This is a genomic window from Amycolatopsis sp. NBC_00345 (genome assembly GCF_036116635.1).
Classification (GTDB): Bacteria; Actinomycetota; Actinomycetes; order Mycobacteriales; family Pseudonocardiaceae; genus Amycolatopsis.
Genome location: NZ_CP107995.1, coordinates 10,485,597 through 10,509,184, shown reverse-complemented (window position 1 = coordinate 10,509,184; position 23,588 = coordinate 10,485,597). Strand labels below are relative to the sequence as shown.

Sequence of the window (23,588 nt, the reverse complement as noted above, 5' to 3'; positions counted from 1 at the left end):
GTCCGGCGGGCTGGCCTTCGAGGGCGTGGGAGCACCAGCCAGGGTGGTCACCCCGGTCGTGGGGAGTACGACCGGCTGCGCGGAGAAGGGGTCAGCCGTAAGGAGGCCGCCCGGCGTGTCGGGGTCAACGTGCGCACGGCGCAGGACTGGGATCACGGGGTGCGATCAATTGGCCCGACCCGCGTCTATCCCGGCGGGCGCAAGGTGGACTACCGGACGGGCGTGACCACGATGGTCACGGCGACGCAGCCGCCCACGGTGAGGTCCTTGGAGGCCGGGCTGCATCCCCGGTTCCTGACCCTGGTCGAGCGCGAGACGATCGCCGACCTGCACCGTCAGGGCGCTTCGCTGCGGGCGATCGGGCGCGAACTGGGCCGGCCTGCGTCCACGATCAAGCGTGAGATCGACGCTTACGCCGTGGGAGGCGTCTACCGGCCATACCGGGCCCAGCGGGCGTGGGCGAAGAGCCGTGTGCGGCACAAGGCATCCAAGCTGGCTCACGACGGACCGCTGCGGGACTACGTCACCAGCAAGCTGCGGGAGGAGTGGTCGCCTGAGCAGATCTGCCACGCTCTGGTGACCGAGTTCCCGGACGACGAGAGCATACGGGTGAGTACGGAGACGATCTACCAGGCGATCTATGTCCAGGCCTGTGGCGGGCTGCGGCGCGAGGTCGCTACGGCGCTGCGCACTGGGCGCACCAGGCGCAAGCCCCACCGGCGTCCTGATCAGCGCACTCAGCGGTTCGTCGACGAGATGGTGATGATCTCCGACCGTCCCGCCGAGATCGAGGACCGAGCCGTGCCCGGCCACTGGGAAGGTGACCTGATCGTCGGCACCCGCAGCGACAGCGCGATCGTGACCCTGGTCGAGCGCTCCACCCGCTACGTCCTGCTCGGGCACCTGCCCGGCGGACACACCGCCGAGGAAGTCCGCGATGTGCTCGTGCCGTTGATCGGGTCCCTGCCCGAACACCTACGCGGCTCGCTGACCTGGGACCAAGGCTGCGAAATGGCCGCACACAAGCAGTTCACCGTGGCCACCGGAGTACCGGTCTACTTCTGCGACCCGCACTCGCCCTGGCAACGCGGATCGAACGAGAACACCAACGGCCTGCTGCGGCAGTACTTCCCCAAGGGCACCGACCTGAGCGTCTACGGATCCGAAGACCTCGAGCACGTCGCCCAGAAACTCAACCGCCGCCCACGCAAAACGCTCGGCTGGAAAACCCCAGCCGAGCGTCTGCGTGATCTACTGACAGCCATCTAGACCATCAGGTGTTGCGAGGACCCCGAGAATCCGCCCTTCACACCGCGAGGGGCTTCGCTGTTTCGGGCGGTGTCAGGGTTGGCGTTGCCGTCCGTCGGTGTGCCAGGCGTCGTAGTGGTAGCGGGTACGCAGCAGTGTGCGTTGCCGGTCCAGTTCGGCTGGAGACGGTGGGCGCGGCTCGAGCGGGCCGAGCAGCGAAGCGGCCGCCGCGCGTACCACGGACTCCACCTCGCCCGGGGAGAACGACAGGCCGTGGCCGGACAGTGACGCGACGGGGCTGCGGTGCGAGTCCAGTGGCTTCGGGTCCGGCGGCGGGCCGGTGAGGTACGCGCCGACGCGCGAGGCGTCCGTGTCGATCAGCAGCGTCGAGTGCGCCAGCAGCCCGCCCTTCGTGCGGAAGACCGCGAAGCCGCAAAGCTTCTGCGTACCCACGAACAAGCCTCGTTCGCCCAGGCGCGGCGTCAGGCCCAGCTTCTCCACCGCCGCCGACATGACCAGGCCCAGCATTTCCAGCGGGCGGTCCGGCGGGCCCGGCAGCACCAAAGTCACGTTCAGGTTCCCCGGGTCATGGAACACCGTGCCGCCGCCGCTGGCTCGCCGCAGGACCGGGACGCCGTCGCGCGCGCACTCCGCGACGCGCACCTCCCGCGCCACCTTCTGCCCACGCCCGACGACAACACAGACCGGGTTGCGCCACAGCCACAGCACCGGGGCCGAAGGCGCCACTCGCAGCAACGCCTCGTCGAACGCCAGGTTCTCGGTCGGCTCGGCGAACTCCGCGCGTACGTCCGACCCCGCGTTCACAGTGCTTTGAGCTCCTCCACGATCTCGCCCACCGAAGACTTGGCGTCCCCGAAGAGCATGCTGGTCTTGGCATCGTAGAACAGGTCGTTGTCGATGCCCGCGAAGCCCGAGCTCATCGAGCGCTTGAGGACGATCACCGAGCGGCTGTCGCTGACCTTCAGGATCGGCATGCCGTAGATCGGCGAACCGGGGTCGGTCTCGGCGGCCGGGTTGATCACGTCGTTCGCGCCGATCACGAGGGCGACGTCGGTCTGCGCGAACTCGGAGTTGATCTCGTCCATTTCCTTGAGCTGCTCGTAGGGCACGTCGGCCTCGGCGAGCAGCACGTTCATGTGGCCCGGCATCCGGCCGGCCACCGGGTGGATCGCGTAGGCGACCTCGATTCCCTTGGACTCCAGCAGTTTCGCCATCTCGCGCACGGTGTGCTGCGCCTGCGCCACGGCCATGCCGTAACCCGGCACCACGACCACCTTGCTCGCGTAGGCCATCTGGATCGCGGTGTCCGCCGCGCTGGTCGAACGCACCGGCCGCGCCTCGCCCGAACCCGCGCTGGACGCGACGGCCGTGCCGCCGCCGAACCCGCCGGCCACGATCGCCGGGATCGACCGGTTCATCGCCTTCGCCATCAGGTTCGTCAGGATCGAGCCGGACGCGCCGACGATCATGCCCGCCACGATCAGCGCCGTGTTGGACAGCGCCAGGCCCATCGCGGCCGCGGAAAGGCCGGTGCACGCGTTCAGCAGCGAGATCACCACCGGCATATCGGCGCCGCCGATAGGCAGCACCGACGTGACACCCAGGATCGCGGCGGCCACGAGCAGCCCGATCACCAGCAGCTCCGCGTCGCCCCCGACCAGGATGATCACGGCGCAGGCGAGCGCGATCAGCAGGAGCAGCGCGTTCACCGGCTGCTGGAGCTTCCCGAGCGTGACCGGGCGGCCGGTGATGACCTCCTGCAGCTTGCCGAACGCGATGATCGAGCCCCAGAAGGAGATCGAGCCGATCAGCGCGGCGAAGAGCGAGGCGATCGCGACGTACAGCGGCTCGTGCGCGTACGCGTCGGTGCTGCGGAACTCGACCCACGCGATCAGGGCCACCGCGCCGCCGCCGACGCCGTTGAACAGCGCCACCATCTGCGGCATCGCGGTCATCTTGACCTTGCGCGCGGACGGCACGCCGACCAGCGCGCCGATCGCGACGCCGAGGACGATCAGCAGCCAGTTGCCCATTCCGGGTGTGAGCAGCGTCGCGACCACCGCGACGCCCATGCCGGTGGCGGCGATCCAGTTGCCGCGCACCGCCGTGCGCGGGCCGGTGAGGCCCATCAGGCCGTAGATGAACAGGGCGAACGCGACGATGTAGAGGACCGCGACGAGCTGGGTCACTTGCCGTTCTCCTCTTCCTCGCCCGATTCCGGCTTCTTCGCCTTGAACATCGCCAGCATCCGGTCGGTGACGAGGAAGCCGCCGACCACGTTGATCGTGCCGAACGCGATGGCGATCACCAGCAGGATCTTGTTGAGCACCCCGTCGACGCCCAGCCCGAGCACGACCAGCCCGCCCAGCAGGACGATGCCGTGGATGGCGTTGGTGCCGGACATCAGCGGGGTGTGCAGGGTGTTCGGCACCTTCGAGATCACCGTGAAGCCCACGAAGCCCGCGAGCACCAGCACGGCCAGGTTCTCCACCAGCGTCACGATGCGCTCCCTTCGCGCCCGGCCACGTTGGCCCCGGCGACGACCTCGTCGGAGAAGTCGAGTTTCAGCTCGCCGTCGGTGGTGACCAGCAGTTCGAGCAGCTCCGTGACGTTCCGGGCGTACAGCTCGCTCGCGTGCGCCGGCATCCCGGCCGGCAGGTTGAGCGGGGCGCTGATCGTGACGTCGTACTCGACGACGTCCTCGCCGGGCCGGCTCAGCTCGCAGTTGCCGCCGCTCTCGCCGGCCAGGTCGAGCACAACGCCGCCGGCGGGCATGCCCTTCACGGCGTCGGCGGTGACGAGGGTCGGTGCCTTTCGCCCGGGCACCAGCGCGGTGGTGATGACCACGTCGAACTTCGTGATCGCCTCGGTGAGCCGGCGCTGTTGCTCGGCGCGCTCCTCCTCGGTCAGCTCTCGCGCGTAACCGCCCTCGCCGACGGCCTCGATGCCGAGGTCGAGGAACTTCGCGCCGATCGAGCGCACCTGCTCCCCCACCTCGGGCCGCACATCGTACCCGGTGGTCTGCGCGCCGAGCCGCTTGGCCGTGGCGAGCGCCTGCAGGCCCGCGACGCCGGCGCCGAGCACCAGCACCTTCGCCGGTGGAACGGTGCCGGCCGCGGTGGTCAGCATCGGGAAGAACCGCGTGAACTTCTCCGCGGCGAGCAGCACCGCGCGATAGCCGGAAACGCTGCTCTGCGAAGACAATGCGTCCATCGCCTGCGCGCGGGAGATCCGGGGAACGGCCTCCATCGCGAACGCGCGCACGCCGGCCCGCTCCAGCGTGGTTATGCCGCCGGGGTCACCGCGGGGATCGAGGAATCCGATCAGGACGGTGCCCGGTTTCAGCTTGCCGACCTCGCTTTCGGACGGTGGCGCGACCTTCAGCACGACGTCGGCCGCCCAGGCGTCGCCGAGTTCGGCGCCGGCCTGCACGTACGCGTCGTCCGCCAGCTGTGCGCCGGCTCCGGCCCGCGGTTCGACCACCACCCGGAGGCCACGCTGCGCCAGCCGGGCGACCAGCTTCGGCACCATCGCCACCCGGCGCTCCCCGGGCCGGGACTCCGCGACCACCCCGACCGTCAGCCGGTTTCCGCTCTCCGCCACGCGACCTCCTCGACCTTGAGGATCATCGATCTCCGCGTTTTCTACCACGTGCGAAGGAGAGTCCCTAGCCGCTTGAGACGCATTTCGCCTCAGCAGACGGGTGAGCGGTTCGCCCGCTAGGCGGACGGCTGCCAGCGGGGCACGCCGAGCAGGATCAGCCGCAGCCGCTTCTCCGCGACGGCGATCGTGCGCGCGTCCGCCTCCGCGTCGCCGGGGCGGGCTTCCAGGAGGTCGACGACCGTGGCGAGCATCGCCGTGACGATCAGGTCGGCCAGGATGTACAGGTCTTCGGACGGCCATTCCCGCAGGTGGTCGAACCGGGCGAGGTCGATCGCCAGCTCGCTGGAAAACAGCTTCAGCTCCACGGCGATGGCCCGCGCCACCGGGCCGGTGCCGCTGTAGCGCTCGCGCGTGAGGAACCGGAAGTGGTCCTCCTGGGCGCGGACGTGTTCGTACAGCGTGCGCACCGAGGCCTGGATCATCCGCCGGTAGCTGTTCCGGTCGGTCCGGGCGGCGCGGATCATGTCGCGCAGCGTCCGCGTCGCCTCCTCGACGAGGGCGACGCCCAGCTCCTCCATCGACGCGAAATGCCGGTAGAACGCCGTGGGCACGATGCCCGCGCGCTTGGCGACCTCACGCAGGGAAAGGCTCGCGAAACCGCGGTCGGCCAGCAGCTCCAGCGCGGCGTCGAGCAGCGCCTGACGGGTCCGCTGCTTGCGCTCCTGCCTGGTCACCGGCTCCTCGACTCCCACCACGTCCGGCAGCGTACTGACGGCTTCGTCATGGCACACGTCACATCACCTCACTCTCGCGTTGACAGCACACCCGTCCGTGCCCCCACACTAGTGAGTGTACAACTGTGCACTCAAACTTCTGGTCACTCGAACCTCTGGAGGCGTGATGGCCACACTGCTCCCCCGCCGGGTACGCAGCCTCGCCTCGCTCGCCGAGGCACTGCTCACCCCCCACGGCGTGGACCGCTACCTGGAACTCGTCGACCCGATGCTGGTCCGCCGCGAGATCCGCGGGCGGGTCACGGCCGTCCGGCGCCAGACGCCGGACACGGTCACGTTCAGCGTCCGGCCCAGCCGCGCGTGGCAGGACTTCAACGCCGGCCAGTACGTGCGGCTGACCGTGGAGATCGACGGCGTGCGGCGCACCCGTTGCTACTCGCCGTGCGGCCCGCAGGGCGGCGACCTCGAGTTCACCGTGAAGGCCGACCCGCAGGGCCTGGTCTCCCGGCACCTGCAGGAGACCACCCGCGTCGGCACGGTCTTCGGACTGTCCCAACCGGACGGAGAGTTCACCCTGCCGACGCCGAGGCCGGAGAAGATCCTCCTGGTCAGCGGCGGCAGCGGGGTCACGCCGGTGCTCGCGATGGTGCGCACGCTCGTCGCCGAGGGACACCGGGGCGAAATCGTCTTCCTGCACTACTCCAACACCGCGTCCGACGTGCTCTACCGCGAGGAGCTGGACGCGCTCGCGGCGGCGCACCCGGGACTGCGCGTAGTGCACGCGCACACCCACAGCCGTCGCGGCGGGAACCTGCACGGCTTCTTCACGAAGAAGCACCTCGCCACGGCCGCGCCCTGGTACCGCGACGCCGAGACCTACCTCTGCGGCCCGAAGCCGCTGATGGACTCGGTCCGCGAGCAGTTCGGCGCCGAAGGATTGAGTGAACGGCTGCACACCGAAGAGTTCACGGCGCCGCCGTTGACCTTCGACGCGGCGGCCGCCGAGGGCCGGGTGCGCTTCGCGCGCAGCGGGCGCGAGTGCGACAACTCGGGCAAGCCGCTGCTGGAGCAGGCCGAGGACGCGGGCCTGTCGCCGGAGCACGGCTGCCGGATGGGCATCTGCTTCTCCTGCACCCAGGTCAAGACCGCCGGACGCGTGCGCAACGCCCGCACCGGCGAGGTCTCCGGCGAAGAGAACGAGGAAATCCAGCTCTGCATCAGCGTCCCCGTCGGGGACGTCGAGATCAACGCCTAGCCGGACGGCGTGGGCGAGGCGTCGCTCACGCGCCCCGGTTTCCCGCAAGCCACAGGAGGAACCCATGACCGGTCTTCAGGACCGCCTGACCCCGGAACAGGTCGAGGAGTTCGGCCGCGAGCTCGACGCGCTCCGCCAGCGGATCGTCGACGACCTCGGCGAGACCGACGTCGAGTACATCCGGAACATCATCAAGACCCAGCGCGCGCTCGAGGTCACCGGCCGCGGGCTGCTGTTCGCCGGGTTCCTGCCGCCCGCGTGGCTGGCCGGCGTCGCCGCGCTGTCGCTGGCCAAGATCCTGGACAACATGGAGATCGGCCACAACGTGATGCACGGCCAGTACGACTGGACGCGCATCCCGGAGCTGAGCTCGCAGCGCTTCGAGTGGGACACCGTGGCGCCCGCCGAGAACTGGCGGCACTCCCACAACTACATCCACCACACGTTCACGAACATCATCGACAAGGACCGGGACGTCGGCTACGGCGTGCTGCGGATGGACACCGCGCAGAAGTGGCACCCGTACTACCTGGGCAACCCGGTGTACGCCACGCTGCTCGCCATGTTCTTCCAGTGGGGCGTGATGTTCCACGACCTCGAGATCGAGCGGGTCGTCAAGGGCGAGCGGAGCTGGGCCGAGAACGTGCCGGTGCTGCGCAAGATCGTGCGCAAGGCGGCCCGGCAGGTCGGCAAGGACTACCTGCTGTTCCCCGCGCTGACCGGCCCGCTCGCGCCGCTGACCTTGCTGGGCAACGCGAGCGCGAACCTGGTCCGCAACCTCTGGGCGTTCTCGATCATCTTCTGCGGCCACTTCCCCGCCGACGTCGAGAGCTTCACCGAGGAGGAGACCGAGAACGAGTCGCGCGGCCAGTGGTACCTGCGCCAGATCCTCGGCTCGGCGAACATCAGCGGCAGTCCGCTGTTCCACCTGCTGTCCGGCAACCTCTCGCACCAGATCGAGCACCACCTGTTCCCGGACATCCCGGCGCGGCGCTACCCGCAGATCGCCGGCGAGGTGCGGGACATCTGCGAGCGCTACGGCCTGCCGTACCACACCGGCCCGCTGCACCGGCAGCTGTGGTCGGTGGCGAAGAAGATCGTGAAACTGGCGCTGCCGGACAGGATCGGGCAGCCGACCCCGCCTGCGGATAGCCTGAACCACGACAAACGACTCCGAGCAGCTTAGGGAACTCTCATGGTGGGTCAGTTCGAAAGCGGCAAGGACACGGTGCAGGAGCTCACGGAATCGGCGGCCACCCACATCGGGGCCATCGCGACGATCATCACCGGCGCCGTGCGCGACATCGCGCGCGAGACCGGCGACTGGATGACCGACCTGATCGAGATGCGGGAGGCGGCCGGCAAGGCGCAGGCCGACGAGGAGCGTCTCCAGCGGGCCACGGAGCCGGACTCCGAGCGGTGACGTCGACGCCGCCGCCGCAAACGCCGTCAAGGCCTCCTTACCCGCGTCGCACGCGGGTAAGGAGGCCTTGACGGACTTCTCGGGAGTGTAGGGAAAACCGGATGGGCGGGCGGCGTCCCGCGCGGCAGACTCGGCCGGGTGACCAGGAGTCCCCACGCGGTGCGCCGGCTGCTGCGGCCGGTGCCGCTGCGCCACACCGCGCGCGAGACGGCGTGGCTGGTGTTCGCCGGCGCGTTCTCCCTGGTCGCGCTGGTCGGCGTGCTGGCCGGTGTGGTGGCCGGCGTCGCGCTCTCCCCGCTGGTCGTCGGACCGGCCGTGCTCGCGGCGGTGCTGGACGGCGCCCGGGCCGTCGGGGCCGCGCACCGGCGGCTGGCCGGCACACTGCTCGGCGTGCGGGTGCCCGCCCCGCGCCCGGTGGCGCTGGAGCCGGGGCTGTGGCGCTGGCTGAAAACACGGATCGGCGACCCGATCGCCTGGCGGGCCGTGGCGTACCTGCTGCTGCGGCTGCCGTGGACGCTGGTCAGCCTCTTCCTGGTGGGCCTGATGGCGCTGTACGCCGGTGCCTCGATCAGCTACCTCGTGCTGTGGTTTCCCCTCGACGGCGCGGTCATGCCGATGTTCGACATCCACAGCGGCGCCTGGGCGGGCACGCTGCTCTGGGCGGCGTCCGGGATCGCCGTGCTGGCCGTGCTGCCCCGGACGATCCACACGCTGACCACGGTCGACCGCGTGTTCGTGGCCGGCGTGCTGGGCCAGCGCCGGCTCAGCGAGCGGGTGCGCGACCTGGAAGAGAGCCGCGCGACCGCCGTCGAAGACGCGGCGCTGCGGCTGCGCCGGATCGAGCGGGACCTCCACGACGGCGCGCAGGCCCAGCTGGTCGCGCTCGCCATGCGGCTCGGGCTGGCGAAGGAGGAGCTGGGCGGCGAGGAGGTCGACGTCGGCCAGGTCCGGGACCTGGTGACCGCCGCGCACGCCAACGCCAAGCAGGCGCTGACCGAGCTGCGCGACCTCGCCCGCGGCATCCACCCGGCCGCGCTCGACGCGGGCCTGGACGTGGCACTGTCCACTTTGGTCGCGACGTCCGGGATCGACGCGCGGGTCGAGGTCGACCTGCCCCGCCGTCCGCCGCCCTCGGTCGAGACGATCGTCTACTTCAGCGCGGCCGAGCTGCTCACGAACGCCGCGAAGCACACACGTTCCCGGGTCCGGCTGGCGCTCACCGAAAACGACGGCGTGCTGCGGCTGGTCGTCGCCGACACCGGCACGGGCGGCGCGGCGGTGATACCGGGCGGCGGCCTCGCCGGGCTCGCGGACCGGCTGCGGACGGTCGACGGCGAACTGTCCGTCGCCAGCCCGCCCGGCGGGCCCACCACCGTCACCGCGGCGGTGCCGTTGCCTCGCTAGAGTCGGGCGCGGGCGGCGAAAAGGGGGACGCGTGCGGATCGTCATCGCGGAGGATTCGACCATCCTGCGCCACGGGCTCGTCGAACTGCTCACGCTGCGCGGGCACGAAGTCGCCGCAGCCGTGAAGGACGCCGTGGCGTTACGCGCCGCCGTCCTCGAACACGAGCCCGACGTGTCCATTGTGGACATCCGGATGCCGCCGACGCACACCGACGAAGGCTTGCGCGCGGCGATCGCGCTGCGCAGCGAGCAGCCGGGGCGGGCGATCCTGCTGTTCTCGCAGTACGTCGAGACGAAGTACGCGGCGCAGCTGCTGGCCGACCGCGCCGGCGGCGTCGGCTACCTGCTGAAGGACCGCGTCGCCGAGGTCTCGGACTTCCTCGACGCGCTGCGCCGGGTGGCCGCCGGGGAAACCGTGCTGGACCCGGAGGTGGTGAGCCAGCTCTTCAGCGTCACCCGCCGCTCCGGCGCGCTGGCGGAGCTGACCGCGCGTGAGCGGCAGGTGCTGGGCCTGATGGCCGAGGGCCGGTCGAACTCCGCGATCGCCGGCGCCCTGTTCGTCTCGGCGGGCTCGGTGGAGAAGTACGTGACGAGCATCTTCGGCAAGCTCGGGCTGCCGCCGTCCGAGGGCGACAACCGGCGGGTCCTCGCCGTGCTCCGGTACCTGGGCTCCTGAGCGCGACCTACGCTGGCGGGCATGTACTCCACCGAAATCGAGGTGCACACCGGCAACACCGCCGTGGTGCACAACCTCACCCACGAGGCCGAGAAGTTCCTGCGCGACGCCGACTGCACCGACGGCCTGCTGCACGTGTGGGTGCCGCACGCCACCGCCGGGCTCGCGGTGCTGGAGACCGGCGCCGGGAGCGACGACGACCTGCTCGCCGCCCTCGACGACCTGCTCCCCCGCGACGGGCGCTGGCAACACCGGCACGGCAGCGCGGGCCACGGCCGTGACCACGTGCTGCCCGCGCTGGTGCCGCCGTACGCGACCATCCCGGTGCTGGGCGGGCTCCTGCTGCTGGGCACCTGGCAGTCGATCTGCCTGGTGGACACCAACGTGGACAACCCGGTCCGGCGGGTGCGGTTCAGCCTGCTCGCGGGCTGAAGTCACCAGACGTTGAAAACTCTTCGCGGTAGCCTCGCGGCCGTGACGAGTACACACCCGCACCGGCTGGTGCTCTGGGACATCGACCACACCCTCGTGGACTACAGCGGCGTCGGCCTCCGCTGGTACACGGCGGCGCTCCTCGCGGCCACGGGCACCGAGCTGAGCGCGCACCCGGACTTCGGCGGCAACACCGAGCGCGCGATCAGCGGCGACCTCCTGACCAGCCACGGGATCGAGCCGGACGAGGAGACGATCCAGCGGCTGTGGGCCGAGCTGATCGCCATCTCCGAGCGTGAGAGCGCCACGCTGCACGAGCGTGGCCGGGCCCTCGACGGCGCCGCGGCCGCGTTGGCGGCCATGGCGGGGCACGGCGGCGTGGTGCAGACGCTCGTCACCGGCAACCTGCCGGAGATCTCCGTGCACAAGCTCGCGGCGTTCGGCCTCGACGAGCACCTGGACCTGGCGATCGGCGGTTACGGCTCGCTCTCGGCGCACCGTCCGGACCTCGTGCCGCACGCCGTTTCCGCCGCGGCTGCCAAGCACGCCGCCACCTTCGCCCCGGACGCCGTGGTGGTCATCGGGGACACCCCGGCCGACGTCGGGGCCGCGCTCGACAACGGCGCCGTCTCGGTCGCCGTCGCGACCGGGCGTTACAGCGCGGAGGAACTGCGGGCCGCCGGCGCCCATACGGTGCTGGCCGATCTGAGCGATCTGGACTCGGTGCGCAAGGCGGTACTCGGCTGAGCCGGCCTCCGTTTGATCCCGAATCCGCTGTGGTGACGGGGAATTCCCCGTGATCCGGTCTTTCGGGTACCTTCGCGGGCAATGCGGCGCCGGTTACCCGTACGGGTGATCGTGGGCCGTGGTGCGCGTCAACCCCTGTTCTCGCCCGGCGCTGCCCTTCGCCGACGCGGCAACGCTCTCATCCTCGGATCCGCCCTGCTCACCGCGGTGACCCTGAGTCCGCATCCCCCCTTAGGTCAGGGTTGCGTCCCCCTGGGGTAGCACTCCCTTAGGGGGAGAAGTCCGCCCGACGAGGGATGTTCGCTTTAGGTCGGCAGGCCAGACTCGGTACATGACAACAGCAGCGCCGGCGGCGGGGACCGCCGACGGTGCCGGCACGGGGGGACGCGGACGGGCGGCAGAGGAGCCGCCGCGCGGCCGGCTCGCTGTGCTCTGGCACCGGCTTCCGTTCACGACCACGGTTGTGCTCGCCATGCTCGTCGTGGCGATCGCGACCGGGACCCTGTGGCACGCGGCCGAGCACCAGGCGGGCTTCCACTACTACGCCTACGGCCTGCCCTCGATGCAGCACGGGCGCTGGTGGACGCTGGCCACCGGGCCGTTCTTCGCGCTGAGGCCGTTGTTCTACCTGCCGATGGTGGGGACTTTCGCGCTGCTGGCGGGCTTCGCGGAGTGGCAGCTCGGCACACGTCGCGCGATCGCCGTGACCGTGGGCGGGCAGCTGGTGTCCACGATCGCCGCGATCCAGTTCCTCGAGCTGTGCCGCAATTCCGGCTGGGCCTGGGCGGGGCGCATCGGGGGCACCCTCGACGTCGGCTTCTCCGGCGGCACGCTGGCGGCCATCGCCGTGGCCAGTGCCGCGTTGCGCCCGCCGTGGCGGCTCCGGCTTCGCGCCGGCCTGTGCGTGTACGCGTGCATTGCCATCGTGTACGTCGGGACGCTCGCCGACCTCGTGCACTTCTTCGCGCTCTTGATCGCCCTGCCGCTCGGCCACCGGCTCGTCGGAGCCGCGCGGATCAAGGAGGCGGGCCGGCCGGGACAGCGCGAGCTGCGCCTGATGGCGTGCGCCGGGCTGTTGCTGCTCACCGGCGCCGAGGTGGTGATGTGGCTGGTGCCCGGCGAAGGCCCGTTCGGCCCGTCCGACGCGGTTTCCCTGTCGCCGGTGGAGATCCTGATCCTGTGCGCGCTCGTGGTGCCGATGCTGAACGGCCTGCGCCGCGGCAGCCGCACGGCGTGGCGCTGGACCGTGGCGCTGTGTCTGTTCGCGATATCGCAGGTGCTCATCGTCGGCGGTGTGGTCGCCATGGGGCGGCTGATGCGCACGGGCTACGACGCCCACGGCCTCTCACTGTTCTTCGTGGACAATCTCTTCTGGACAGTCGAGCTGATGCTGCTGATCGCCGCGCGCGGCGCGTTCCGCGCGCCTTCACGGCGCCGCTGCCGCAAGCTCGGCCGCGGCGGCCCGGACCCGGCGTTCGCGCGGATGCTGCTGGGGCGCAACGGCGGCAGCACCATCTCGTGGATGACCACCTGGCCGCAGAACGCCTACTTCGTCGCCTCCGACGGCAGTTCCTACCTCGCCTACCAGCGTCACGCCGGCGTCGCGGTCGCGCTCGGCGACCCGGTCGCGCCGGACGGCTCAGCCGCCCGGGCCGTCACGGAGTTCACCGAGATGTGCGAGAACACCGGCCTCGTGCCGTGTGTGTTCTCCGCGACGGCGACCACCGTGGCCGTCACCCGTGAGCTGGGCTGGCAGCACGTGCAGGTCGCCGAGGACACCCTGGTCGACCTGGAGCACCTGGAATTCCGCGGCAAGGCATGGCAGGACGTGCGCTCGGCGCTCAACAAGGCGGGCAAGGACGGCATCGAGTTCCGGCTGGTGCGCCTGGCCGAACAGCCGCGCGCCATCCGCGCGCAGGTGCGCGCGCTGTCGGAGGAGTGGATCGGCGACAAGGGCATGCCGGAGATGGGGTTCACGCTCGGCGGGCTGGACCAGGCGATGGACCCGGCCACCCGGGTCGGGCTGGCGATCGGCGCCGACGGCACCGTGCACGGCGTCACGTCGTGGCTGCCGGTGCACACCGGCGCCGGCACGGTCGGCGGCTGGACGCTCGACGTGATGCGCCGCCGCGCCTGCGGTTTCCGCCCGGTGATGGAGTTCCTGATCGCCTCGGCCTGCCTCGCCTTCCGCGAGGAGGGGGCGCGGTTCGTGTCGCTTTCGGGCGCGCCGCTGGCCCGCAGCCGCGACACCGGCCCGGCGCGCGCGGTGGAGCGGGTGCTCGACGCGCTGGGCGAGAAGATGGAGCCGTACTACGGATTCCGTTCGCTGCACGCGTTCAAGGCGAAGTTCCAGCCCCGGCACGAGCCGATGTACCTCGCGTTCCGCGACGAGGCGGACCTGCCTCGGATCGGTATCGCGCTCGGCCGCGCCTACCTGCCGAACGCCGGGCTGAAGGACTTCGCGAAGCTCGCCCTCAAACGTCAGCGGGTGGCCGGCGTCGAGGTGGACCGGTCGGAAGCCGGCACGCCGCGGTAGCTGCGCAGGAGGCGCGTCAGGTCGTCGCGGGAGGCGGCGCCCGGCGCGTCCTGGTCGGCGTAGGCCACCAGCACGGCGGACGCGGTCTGGCCGGAGAAGGCGATCGCGCCCACCAAGACGTGCTTCGAGGCGCACGGCGCAGTGTTGTTCGGATCGGTGTTGTTCGGGGCAGCGTCGTTCGGCACGACGTCGGCGAAAACCAGCCGCGCCGGCCGCTGCACCTTGCCGAGCTGGACGGTGGTGTCCTCGCCCGGTCCCGGCGTCCGGCCGGATCCGGGGCCGTACGCGCTCACGGCCAGGTCGTCCACTGCCTTGCGGACGGCCTGGTCCGCGTCACCGGTCGGCTCCGTCGTCACCCCGGCGCCGCCGCGGCGGCTGTCGCTGGCGCCGGGACAGAAACCTTCGCCCACGAAGGCGCTGGTGCTGAGCGTGATTCCGGGCGCGGTGGCGGTCTTGTCCCAGCCGTGCACCGTGCCGGGTTCCGGCGTCCAGCTCGGCGGCACGTCATAGGCGTACGAACCGTCGCGGCTCGCCACCGACTGCCACCCGGGCACCACGGCAGGGACGACCACCCGCGGCTCGGGTGCGGAGCTGACCGGTGGACGGCTCGTCGACGGCGTCGTCGGGGAGTGGTGTCTCCCGGTCCCGAACACGTTCAGCCCGCCGGCGGCGCCCATCCCGAGCACCACGATCACCGCCCACACCACCCGCGAGCCCCGGCGTTTGCGGCCCGGCTTTGCGGGCGGGCGGATCCGCTGCGGCCCGGCCTTGGTAACGGGTTCGGTGCCGGGCGAAACCGGCGGCGGCACGGACCCGAAGTCCGCGCCGCTCACCGGCTCGGCGACACTGCTTTCCCGCGTGATCCCGGTGTACCCGGTCGCCGGCGCGTCCGACGGCTCGTAGCCGCCGAAGCCGGTCAGGGCCGCGTTGTCCTGGTAGCCGCCGTCCCGGCGCTTGCGGTTACGGCCGAACAGAGCCACCGGCGGGGTCCCGTCAGGAGCGGACGAGCTTGACCAGGTGGTCCACCACCGAGTCGACTGCGATCTCTTCGCGCTCGCCGGTGCGGCGGTCCTTGACCTCGACCAGTCCGTTGGCCAGGCCGCGCCCGACCACGAGGATGGTCGGCACGCCGACCAGCTCCGCGTCGGCGAACTTCACGCCCGGCGAGGACTTGCGGTCGTCGAGCAGCACCTCGATCCCGGCCGAGTCGAGGTCGGCGGCCAGCTTCTCCGCGCCGGCCGCGATGGTCTCGTCCTTGCCCGCGATGACCACGTGCACGTCGAACGGCGACACCTCGCGCGGCCAGACCAGGCCGTCCTTGTCGAAGTTCTGCTCGGCGAGCACTGCGACGAGGCGCGAGACGCCCAGCCCGTACGAGCCCATCGTGATGCGGATCGGCTTGGAGTCGGGGCCGAGCGCGTCGAGGCTGAAGGTGTCGGTGTACTTGCGGCCCAGCTGGAAGATGTGGCCGATCTCGATGCCGCGCGCGGCGACCAGGGTGCCCTGGCCGTCGGGCGACGCGTCGCCCTCGCGGACCTCGGCGGCCTCGATCGTGCCGTCGGCCGTGAAGTCGCGGCCCATCACCAGGTCGAGGACGTGGTGGTCGGCCTGGTCGGCGCCGGTCAGCCAGGCCGTCCCCTCGACCACGCGGGGGTCGACGAGGTAGCGGACGCCGTTCTCCTTGAGCGACTTCGGCCCGATGTATCCCTTGGTGAGGAACGGGTTCTTCTTGAAGTCCGCCTCTTCGAGCAGCTCGACCTCGGCGGGCTCCAGCGACGCTTCGAGGCGCTTCATGTCCACCTCGCGGTCGCCCGGCAGGCCCACGCCGAGCAGCTCCCACTCCTTCGCGCCGGGCTGGCGCGTCTTGAGCATGACGTTCTTCAGCGTGTCCGCGGCGGTGAACTCGCGCCCGAGCCCGGCGGCGTTGAAGAACGCCACGAGCGACTCGATGGTCGGCGTGTTCGGCGTGTGGTGCACCTGCGCGGCGGGCAGGCCCTCGATCGGCTTCGCGGGGGGCGCGGGCGTGACGACGGCCTCGACGTTGGCCGCGTAGCCGGATTCCGTGCTGCGGACGTAGGTGTCCTCCCCCGTCTCGGCGACGGCGAGGAACTCCTCCGACGCCGAGCCGCCCATGGCGCCCGACGTGGCCGCCACGATGACGTACTCGAGGCCGAGGCGGTCGAACAGCCGGGTGTAGACGTCGCGGTGCGCCTGGTAGGAGCGCTCCAGCCCGGCGTCGTCGAGGTCGAAGGAGTAGGAGTCCTTCATGACGAACTCACGGCCGCGCAGGATCCCGGCGCGGGGGCGCGCCTCGTCGCGGTACTTGGTCTGGATCTGGTACAGCGTGACGGGATAATCCTTGTAGGAGTTGAACTCGCCCTTCACCGTGAGCGCGAACAGCTCCTCGTGCGTGGGGCCGAGCAGGTAGTCGGCGCCCTTGCGGTCCTTGAGGCGGAACAGGTTGTCGCCGTACTCGGTCCAGCGGCCGGTGGCCTCGTAGGGCTCCTTCGGCAGCAGCGCGGGGAACTGGATCTCCTGCGCGCCCATCTGGTTCATCTCTTCGCGCACCACGTGCTCGATGCGGCGCAGCACGCGCAGCCCCAGCGGCAGCCACGTGTAACCACCCGGGGCGACCCGGCGGACGTAGCCGGCGCGTACCAGCAGCCGGTGGCTGGGTACCTCGGCGTCCGCCGGGTCCTCACGCAGGGTGCGGAGGAACAACGACGACATCCTGGTGATCACTGCGAACTCCCTGCGCTGAGCGGGCCTAGACGTTTGGCACAGCGTAGTCAACCCCCGCCGTCTCCCTCCAACGGGTTATCCGCGGCCCCCGGTTTTGTCGGTGGTGGCCGCTAGCGTCGCGGGCATGGCACTCGAGCTGGGCATGATCACGATCGACTGCGCGAACCCCCAGGGTCTCGCCGAGTTCTGGACGGCGGCACTGGGCGTCACGGTCGAGGCCGATTACGGGCCGTTCGTCATACTCGCGCGCCCCGAGGGCGGTGGGCCCGCGATGGCGTTCCAGCAGGTACCGGAACCACGGGCGGGGAAGAACCGGGTGCACGTGGACTTCGGGGCTCCCGATCCTGAGGCTGAGGTGAAACGCCTGGTGTCGCTCGGCGCGGCCGAGCAGGCCCGGCACAGCCAGCCTGGGGTGGCGTGGACGGTGCTGGCGGATCCGGAGGGGAACGAGTTCTGCGTGGCGGGGGCTGGGGCCCATTGAGGTGAAGTGAGGTGAGGTGACGGGTGCGGCAGTGCTGGTGAGCGGCGGCGGTGTGCCGCGGGAGCGGCGGTGAGCTTCAGCCGTGGCTGCGAGCTGCGGCGGCGGGCCGCGAGAGCGACGAGCTGCGGGAGCGTGCTGCGGGAGCGGTGGTGAGCTTCGGCCGTAGCGGCGAGCTGCGAGCTGCGGAGTTGGTGAGCGGCAGCGGTTGTGCCGCGGGCGCGACGGCGAGGCCGCGAGGCTGCGGCGGTGACGAGCTGCGGCTGCAGTCGGCTGCGACGGGCGGCAGCCATCGCGATGGCTGTGACCGGCTGCAAAGTCAGCGGCTGACCGGGTTCACAAGCCGAGGCTCGCGCAGCCGACGCGGAGACGAGGTCACCCGCCCAGCGCTGACGCTCGCTGGCTGCTGGCGCGCGGGTATTGCCGACGCCCGCACCGCCGACCGGCGCTGCTAAAAGCCTGCATTGCCGAGGCCTGCGTTGCCGACGCGCGTTGCTAGACGCCTGCGCTGCCGGGGCATGCGTTGCTTGACGCCCGCGCCGCGAAGCCTGCGTTGCTGGAGCGTACGTTGACCAGACCTGCGTTGCCGAGGCCCGCACCGCCGAGGCCCGCCTTGCGGGGGCATGCGTGCCGGAGCGTGCGTTGCCGCAGCCCGCGCTGCCCGCGCCCAGGCGGCCGAAGCACCCACTCCCCCACCCCCAACAGAGCCGAGACCGTCGCGCAATTAGCGTGGGGAGCGTGACCCCGCGTGTGCTGCTGCCCTGGACCGACATCGAGCTGCCCGAAGGGCTCGCCGCCGCCTGGTATCGGGGCGGGCCGCTGTCTGGGGAGGACGGGGAGGACCTGAGCGGGGTCGAGTTCTACGTGCTCCCGTACGACAGCGGTGCGGAGCCGGCGAAGCTGATCGGGCGGTTGCCGGCGTTGCGGGTGGTGCAGTCGTTGTCGGCGGGGGTCGAGACGTTGCTGCCGTTGCTGCCCGAGGGCGTCCGGCTGGCGAACGGGCGCGGGCTGCACGACCTGAGCGTCGCCGAGCACACGTTGGCGCTGGTCCATGCGGCGCAGCGGGACCTGCCGCGGTGGTTCGCGCAGCAGGCGACGGGCACGTGGGCGCGGGAGCACACGCGTTCGCTCGCCGACAGCCGTGTGCTGCTGGTCGGGTACGGCTCGATCGGCCATGCGATCGAGCGGCAGCTGGTCGCGGCCGAGGCCGTGGTCACGCGCGTCGCGAGCCGGGCTCGGCCCGACGAGGACGTGCGCGGCATCGCGGAGCTGCCCGCGCTGCTGCCCTCCGCCGACATCGTCGTACTGATCCTGCCCGACACCCCGGCCACCCGCGGCCTGATCGGCGCGCCCGAGCTCGCCGCGCTGCCGGACGGCGCGCTGGTGGTCAACGTCGGCCGCGGCACCGCGATCGACACCGGCGCCCTGCTCGCTGAGACCGCCGCCGGCCGCCTGCGCGCGGCCCTCGACGTGGTCGACCCCGAGCCGCTGCCCTCCGACCATCCACTGTGGACGGTCCCCGGCGTGATCCTCACCCCCCACGTCGCTGGCGGCTCGGCCTCGTTCTACCCCCGCGCCAAGCGACTGGTGGCCGACCAGCTCCGCCGCTTCGCCACCGGCGCGCCGATGCTCAACCTGGTCAACTGACCGGCAACACGTACCCGAAGCGGGTGTCGGCGACCCGGTAGCCGCACCGTTCGTAGACGCCGAGCGCGGAGTTGGTCGTGTCCACCGAAAGAGCCGACTTCTCGAAACCCTTCGCACGCGCCTGCACCAGGGTGTGGCCCAGCAACGCCGACGCGATGCCCAGCCCCCGCAGCTCGGCGCGCGTACCGACGTACTCCACGTACAGCTCGCGCACGCCCGTGGCCGCGGCTTCGGAAGCGATGAAGGCGCTCAGGACGAACGCCAGCACTCGGTCGCGAGACGGAGTGAGGACCAAGTACGACAGGTCGGCCTGGAAGTCCTTCGAACCCGTGATCCGGTGTCGCCAGGCTTCGGGCGACAGTAGTGCGCTGCCCCAGTGGTCGGCGAAGACCTCGTTGCGCGCTTCGCGGGTGAGGTCGTTGTAACTGTCCTCGAAGCCCACCACCTCGTAGCCCTCCGGAAGCGGCTTCATCGACGGCAGCTCGGCGAGGTCGGCGCGCATCTCGACGAAGGTGCGAGCGCGCCGGTAGCCCGCGCGGGTGAGCGCCCCGGCATACCAATGCTCGTTCTCGTGCACGGTCGCGTGCAGTTCCAGCGGCGCCTGCGGGAAGAACTGCTCGTGCACGCGCTTGCCCGCGTCGAGCAACCAGGTCATGAGGTGATCCGCGACCTCGCGAGTGCGGAAGTCCGGGTGCGTCAGCGTCTCGACGCGCGGCATGTCCACCGGGTCGGCGAGGTCGCGGCGGCCGACCGCGGCGTAGCTCACCAGCCGGTCCGCCGCCCACGCGCCGACCGAGCCGGTCGGCAGGTCGATGTTCGGCGCGTCGAGTTCCTCGCGCAGGTCTTCGACGCTGTAGTGCTCGCCGGTGCAGTCGACGTCCTGGGCAGCGGCGAACAGGACCGCGAGCTGCTCCGAGTCCTCGAGCTTCAGCGGCCGCCAGGTGAGATCCATGCCGGGCAGCGTAAGCCGGGGGAAGCGGCCGCCGCACCCGGATTACGCCGCGGCTACGCTGGTTTCCGTGCTGGTGCTGCTCCCCCCTTCCGAGACCAAAGCCGACGGCGGCGGCGGCCCGCCGCTCGACCACGGTGCGCTGTCCTTCCCCGAGCTGAACCCCGTACGGGCCAAGCTCGCGGACGCGCTCGTCGAGCTGGCCCGCGACGTCCCCGCCAGCCTGGCCACCCTCGGCATCTCCGAACGCCAGCGCGACGAGGTCACGCGCAACGCGCAGCTCTGGACCTCCCCGACGCTGCCTGCGCTACGCCGCTACACCGGCGTGCTCTACGACGCGCTCGACATGAAGAGCTTCACCCGCGCGGGCCTGGAAAAGGCGCACCGCCGCCTCGCCGTGACGTCGGCGCTGTTCGGCGTGGTCTCCGCGACCGACCCGATTCCCGCGTACCGGCTTTCCGGCGGCAACTCCGTGCCCGCGCTGGGCACCGTGCGCGGGCTGTGGAAACCCGTGCTGGAGCCGGTGCTGCAGGGCATCGACGGCCTCGTGGTGGACCTGCGCTCGGGCACCTACGCGGCGTTCGCGCGGCTGCGCCCGGACGCGGTGACCGTCCGCGTGGTGACGGAGGACGCCCACGGCAACCGCACCACGGTGAGCCACTTCAACAAGGCCTACAAGGGCCGGCTGGCCGCGGTACTGGCCACCACCCGTGCCGATCCGTCCACTGTGGACCAGCTGGTGAAGGTGATCGCCAAGGCGGGCCTGACCGTCGAGCGCACCGGCGACCACAGCCTGGAACTCCTCACCGGCTGACGGTCCGACGCCCGCCTCAAGACTCCAGCCAACCGGCTGTGGTCAGCCGAACCGGGCTGGCGAGCACGGCGCGAGCAGGTCCGCCGGGACGTCGCCGCCGAGTACCAGGTCGGCCATCAGCTTTCCGGCGTACGGCGCGAGGGTGAGCCCGGCCGGGCCGAAGCCGGTCGCGAGCCACAGGCCGGGGTGGCCGTCGACGGCGCCGAGCAGCGGCAGCGTGTCGGGCGTCGCGGGGCGGAAGCCGATGCGGGTCTCGGCGAGTGTGCCGTCGGCGAGGCCCGGCGCCACGGCGAGGGCGTGGTCGAGCACCTCGCGCTGCCCGGCCGCCGTCACGCGGTGGTCGAAGCCGGAGCCGGTCTCGCGCGTCGCCCCGGCGACGACGTGGCCGTCCGGGAACGACAGCAGGTAGTGGCTCGACCGCGGCAGCACGACCGGCCACGCGGCCGTGTCCGTGCCCGGCAGGTCGAAGTGGGTGATCTGCCCCCGCTGCGGCGCCACCGGAACGACAACCCCCAACGGCTCGGCCACCGCGGCCGACCACGCCCCTGCCGAGAGCACCACCGCGTCGGCGACCAGTTCCTCACCACCGGCGGTCACTCGCCACTGGCCATTACGGGCGACCAGCTCGTCACGCGTGTCCGGCCCAGCGGCGGAAACGTTCGGCAGCAAGGAGGCCACTGCCCGCACGAAACGGGCGCCGCGCCGTTTCGCGGCGGCGATCAGGGCCCGGCGGATCCGGCGGCCGTCCACGCGGCCCGCGCCGGAGAGGTGGACGGCGGCGAGGTCCGGGGCGAGCGGCGGGAACAGCGCGCGCGCCTGGGCCGGGTCGAGGCGGCTGACCTGGCCCGCGCCGGGGGCGTCCGCGACGCGCGCGAGCAGCCGCGCCTCCGCCTCGTCCAGCTCGGTCTCCGACGCCGACACCACCATGCCGCCGACGACCTCGTACGACGTGTCCTGGCCCTCCTCCGCCAGCGCCGCCGCCAGCTCCGGGTAGTACGCCCCCGCGGCCGCCGCCAGCGGGTAGACCTTGTTGTCCCAGCCCGAGGTCCACGGGCTGACGATCCCGGCGCCCGCCTCCGTGGCGACGCCCGGCCGGGGCGCGTCCACCACCACGGCGTCCGCACCCCGCGCGGCGAGGTGGTACGCCGCCGCCGCTCCACCGATCCCACTGCCGATCACGATCACGCGCATGGTCACCACAGTGCCCGCTCCGCACCGCGCCGTCGAGCCGTGCCCGGCACGGCCCAGCCAACGCCCGCGCCACCAGCCCGGACTCAGCCGCCCAGCACCGCCATCGCCGCGTTGTGGCCGGGGATCCCGCTCACCCCGCCGCCCCGGACTGCGCCCGCGCCGCACAGCAGCACCCGCGGGTGCGCCGTCTCGACGCCCCAGGTCCCGGCGGCCAAGTCCGAAAACGGCCACGACAGGTCGCGATGGAAGATGTGCCCGCGCGGCAGCCCCAGCTCCGCCTCCAGGTCCAGCGGCGTCTTCGCCTCGACGCACGGGCGCCCGGCCCGATCCCGCAGCAGGCAGTCCTCGATCGGCTCAGCCAGCACGCTGTTCAGGGACGCCAGCGTCGCGCGCAGTGCTTCGGCCCGCGCCGCGTCGTTGTCCGCCTCGAACAGCCGCGCCGGCATGTGCAGCCCGAAGAGCGTGAGCGTCTGGACGCCCGCCGCGCGCTCCGCCGGGCCGAGGATCGACGGGTCGGTGAGCGAGTGGCAGTAGATCTCGCACGGCGGCAGCGCCGGGATCCGCCCGGCGGCCGCCTCGGCGTACGCGGTCTCCAGCTGCGAGAACGTCTCGTTGACGTGGAACGTGCCGCCGAACGCGTCGCGCGGGTCGACGCTCGCGTCACGCAGCCGGGGCAGCCGCGAGAGCACCATGTTGACCTTCAGCTGCGCGCCCTCCGGCGCCTCTTCCGGCTCCTCACCGACTTCACCGAGCAGCCGCGCGAGCGTGCGCGGCGCGACGTTCGCCAGCACGTGCCCGGCCGAGACGACCCGTGACGCGCCCTCCAGCGTGTAGCGCACTGAACCGTCAGGCGTCACCGACTGCACCTCAGCGCCGGTGACGAGCGTGGCGCCGGCCTGCCGCGCGGCGTCCGCCAGCGCGCCCGTGACCGCGCCCATCCCGCCGACCGGGACGTCCCAGTCGCCCCTGCCGTTGCCGATCAGGTGATACAGCAGGCAGCGGTTCTGCCGCAGGTCTTCAGCGGCCGCGGGGGCGAAGGTGCCGATCAGCGCGTCGGTGAGGACAACGCCGCGCACGGTGTCGTCGTCGAACAGCCCGGTGAGCGTCTCCCCGATCGGCCGTTCGAAGAACATGGACCACGCCTCGTCGTCGCCGATCCGCGCCCGCAGCTCGTCCCGGCTGGGCAACGGCGAGGTGAGCGTGTCGAACGTCCGCGCCGCGACCTTCCCGGCCAGCGCATAGAACCGGCGCCAGGCGTCGTAGTCCTTTGTGGACCCCGTGACGGCGCGGAAGGCCGCGGCCGTGCGCTCCTCGTCACCCGTGTCGACAAGGAGACCCGTGGTGCCGGACGGGGTGTAGGACGACATCCGGCGCCGCCGCAGCACGATGTCGAGCCCCAGGTCCGCGACGATCTTCCGGGGCAGCAGGCTGACCAGGTAGGAGTACCGGGACAGCCGCACGTCGACCCCGTCGAAGGCGCGGAACGACACCGCCGCGCCGCCCGTCTCGTCCCGCCGCTCCAGCACGAGGACCGACCGGCCCGCCCGCGCCAGATAAGCGGCCGCCACCAGGCCGTTGTGCCCGCCGCCCACGATCACCGCGTCGTAATCCATGGTCCGAAGGCTAGGGCCCGGTAATTCGATTGCGCGAGTCCCGCGCGCCCCGGCAGACTGCGCGGGACCGGCCAG

General features: G+C 71.6%; 22 protein-coding genes. 12 read left to right on the top strand and 10 right to left on the bottom strand.

Annotation, left to right across the window (positions count from 1 at the left end; genetic code table 11):
* Nucleotides 1–75 precede the first annotated feature (75 nt).
* Nucleotides 76–1,269, top strand: coding sequence for an IS30 family transposase (locus tag OG943_RS48100; protein WP_442874769.1), 1,194 nt, complete (start codon nt 76–78; stop codon nt 1,267–1,269).
* A gap of 72 nt (nt 1,270–1,341) precedes the next feature.
* On the opposite strand, the gene OG943_RS48095 is transcribed toward OG943_RS48100, so the two are convergent.
* The 5 genes from OG943_RS48095 to OG943_RS48075 form a co-directional block, all read right to left on the bottom strand.
* A complete protein-coding gene (locus tag OG943_RS48095; protein ID WP_328607543.1) occupies nt 1,342–2,073 on the bottom strand; it encodes a lipoate--protein ligase family protein in 732 nt (243 codons plus the stop codon).
* A complete protein-coding gene (locus tag OG943_RS48090) occupies nt 2,070–3,458 on the bottom strand; it encodes an NAD(P)(+) transhydrogenase (Re/Si-specific) subunit beta (RefSeq protein WP_328607542.1) in 1,389 nt (462 codons plus the stop codon). The genes OG943_RS48095 and OG943_RS48090 overlap by 4 nt, the downstream gene beginning before the upstream one ends.
* Nucleotides 3,455–3,763, bottom strand: a complete 309-nt coding sequence (locus OG943_RS48085) for an NAD(P) transhydrogenase subunit alpha (RefSeq protein ID WP_328612366.1) — start codon at nt 3,761–3,763, stop codon at nt 3,455–3,457. Before OG943_RS48085 ends, OG943_RS48090 begins: the two co-directional genes overlap by 4 nt.
* 2 nt (nt 3,764–3,765) lie before the next feature.
* Entirely contained in the window at nt 3,766–4,872 is a 1,107-nt protein-coding gene (locus OG943_RS48080; RefSeq protein ID WP_328607541.1) for a Re/Si-specific NAD(P)(+) transhydrogenase subunit alpha, read from the bottom strand.
* 116 nt (nt 4,873–4,988) lie between these two features.
* Nucleotides 4,989–5,627, bottom strand: coding sequence for a TetR family transcriptional regulator (locus OG943_RS48075; RefSeq protein WP_328607540.1), 639 nt, complete (start codon nt 5,625–5,627; stop codon nt 4,989–4,991).
* A 145-nt stretch (nt 5,628–5,772) separates the two neighbouring features.
* Here OG943_RS48075 and OG943_RS48070 point away from each other — a divergent pair, with 145 nt between their 5' ends.
* The 8 genes from OG943_RS48070 (at nt 5,773) to OG943_RS48035 (ending at nt 14,079) form a co-directional block, all read left to right on the top strand.
* On the top strand, nt 5,773–6,861 hold the full coding sequence (locus tag OG943_RS48070) for a ferredoxin reductase (RefSeq protein ID WP_328607539.1): 1,089 nt from the start codon (nt 5,773–5,775) through the stop codon (nt 6,859–6,861).
* A gap of 64 nt (nt 6,862–6,925) precedes the next feature.
* A complete protein-coding gene (locus OG943_RS48065; RefSeq protein ID WP_328607538.1) occupies nt 6,926–8,047 on the top strand; it encodes a fatty acid desaturase family protein in 1,122 nt (373 codons plus the stop codon).
* A gap of 9 nt (nt 8,048–8,056) precedes the next feature.
* Nucleotides 8,057–8,284 (top strand): hypothetical protein, encoded by a 228-nt coding sequence (locus OG943_RS48060; protein ID WP_328607537.1) that lies wholly within the window; start codon nt 8,057–8,059, stop codon nt 8,282–8,284.
* A gap of 138 nt (nt 8,285–8,422) precedes the next feature.
* Nucleotides 8,423–9,688: a sensor histidine kinase gene (locus OG943_RS48055; RefSeq protein WP_328607536.1), complete on the top strand. Its 1,266-nt coding sequence runs from the start codon at nt 8,423–8,425 to the stop codon at nt 9,686–9,688.
* Between the two features lie 31 nt (nt 9,689–9,719).
* The gene (locus tag OG943_RS48050) at nt 9,720–10,364 is read left to right on the top strand and encodes a response regulator transcription factor (protein WP_328607535.1); all 645 of its coding nucleotides are present in this window, start codon (nt 9,720–9,722) and stop codon (nt 10,362–10,364) included.
* Between the two features lie 21 nt (nt 10,365–10,385).
* Nucleotides 10,386–10,796, top strand: coding sequence for a secondary thiamine-phosphate synthase enzyme YjbQ (locus OG943_RS48045; protein WP_328607534.1), 411 nt, complete (start codon nt 10,386–10,388; stop codon nt 10,794–10,796).
* Nucleotides 10,797–10,838: 42 nt separating this feature from the next.
* Nucleotides 10,839–11,543 (top strand): HAD family hydrolase, encoded by a 705-nt coding sequence (locus OG943_RS48040; RefSeq protein WP_328607533.1) that lies wholly within the window; start codon nt 10,839–10,841, stop codon nt 11,541–11,543.
* 331 nt (nt 11,544–11,874) lie between these two features.
* Nucleotides 11,875–14,079: a bifunctional lysylphosphatidylglycerol flippase/synthetase MprF gene (locus OG943_RS48035; RefSeq protein WP_442874673.1), complete on the top strand. Its 2,205-nt coding sequence runs from the start codon at nt 11,875–11,877 to the stop codon at nt 14,077–14,079.
* Here the strand turns inward: OG943_RS48035 and OG943_RS48030 are convergent.
* Together OG943_RS48030 and OG943_RS48025 are read right to left on the bottom strand one after the other, a co-directional pair.
* A complete protein-coding gene (locus tag OG943_RS48030) occupies nt 14,025–15,059 on the bottom strand; it encodes a hypothetical protein (protein ID WP_328607532.1) in 1,035 nt (344 codons plus the stop codon). The genes OG943_RS48035 and OG943_RS48030 overlap by 55 nt on opposite strands.
* A gap of 13 nt (nt 15,060–15,072) precedes the next feature.
* Complete coding sequence (locus OG943_RS48025) at nt 15,073–16,821, bottom strand: proline--tRNA ligase (RefSeq protein ID WP_328607531.1); 1,749 nt, start codon at nt 16,819–16,821, stop codon at nt 15,073–15,075.
* 124 nt (nt 16,822–16,945) lie between these two features.
* Here OG943_RS48025 and OG943_RS48020 point away from each other — a divergent pair, with 124 nt between their 5' ends.
* Together OG943_RS48020 and OG943_RS48015 are read left to right on the top strand one after the other, a co-directional pair.
* A complete protein-coding gene (locus OG943_RS48020; protein WP_328607530.1) occupies nt 16,946–17,302 on the top strand; it encodes a VOC family protein in 357 nt (118 codons plus the stop codon).
* Between the two features lie 735 nt (nt 17,303–18,037).
* The gene (locus OG943_RS48015) at nt 18,038–18,946 is read left to right on the top strand and encodes a 2-hydroxyacid dehydrogenase (RefSeq protein ID WP_328607529.1); all 909 of its coding nucleotides are present in this window, start codon (nt 18,038–18,040) and stop codon (nt 18,944–18,946) included.
* Here the strand turns inward: OG943_RS48015 and OG943_RS48010 are convergent.
* Nucleotides 18,939–19,898, bottom strand: coding sequence for a GNAT family N-acetyltransferase (locus tag OG943_RS48010; protein WP_328607528.1), 960 nt, complete (start codon nt 19,896–19,898; stop codon nt 18,939–18,941). The two genes, OG943_RS48015 and OG943_RS48010, sit on opposite strands and share 8 nt — an antisense overlap.
* A 67-nt stretch (nt 19,899–19,965) precedes the next feature.
* On the opposite strand from OG943_RS48010, the gene yaaA reads away from it, so the two are divergent.
* Nucleotides 19,966–20,709 (top strand): peroxide stress protein YaaA, encoded by a 744-nt coding sequence (gene yaaA / locus OG943_RS48005; RefSeq protein ID WP_328607527.1) that lies wholly within the window; start codon nt 19,966–19,968, stop codon nt 20,707–20,709.
* Nucleotides 20,710–20,751: 42 nt separating this feature from the next.
* Here the strand turns inward: yaaA and OG943_RS48000 are convergent, their stop codons facing one another.
* Together OG943_RS48000 and OG943_RS47995 are read right to left on the bottom strand one after the other, a co-directional pair.
* Entirely contained in the window at nt 20,752–21,900 is a 1,149-nt protein-coding gene (locus tag OG943_RS48000; protein WP_328607526.1) for an NAD(P)/FAD-dependent oxidoreductase, read from the bottom strand.
* A gap of 83 nt (nt 21,901–21,983) precedes the next feature.
* The gene (locus OG943_RS47995; protein WP_328607525.1) at nt 21,984–23,513 is read right to left on the bottom strand and encodes a phytoene desaturase family protein; all 1,530 of its coding nucleotides are present in this window, start codon (nt 23,511–23,513) and stop codon (nt 21,984–21,986) included.
* Nucleotides 23,514–23,588 lie beyond the last annotated feature (75 nt).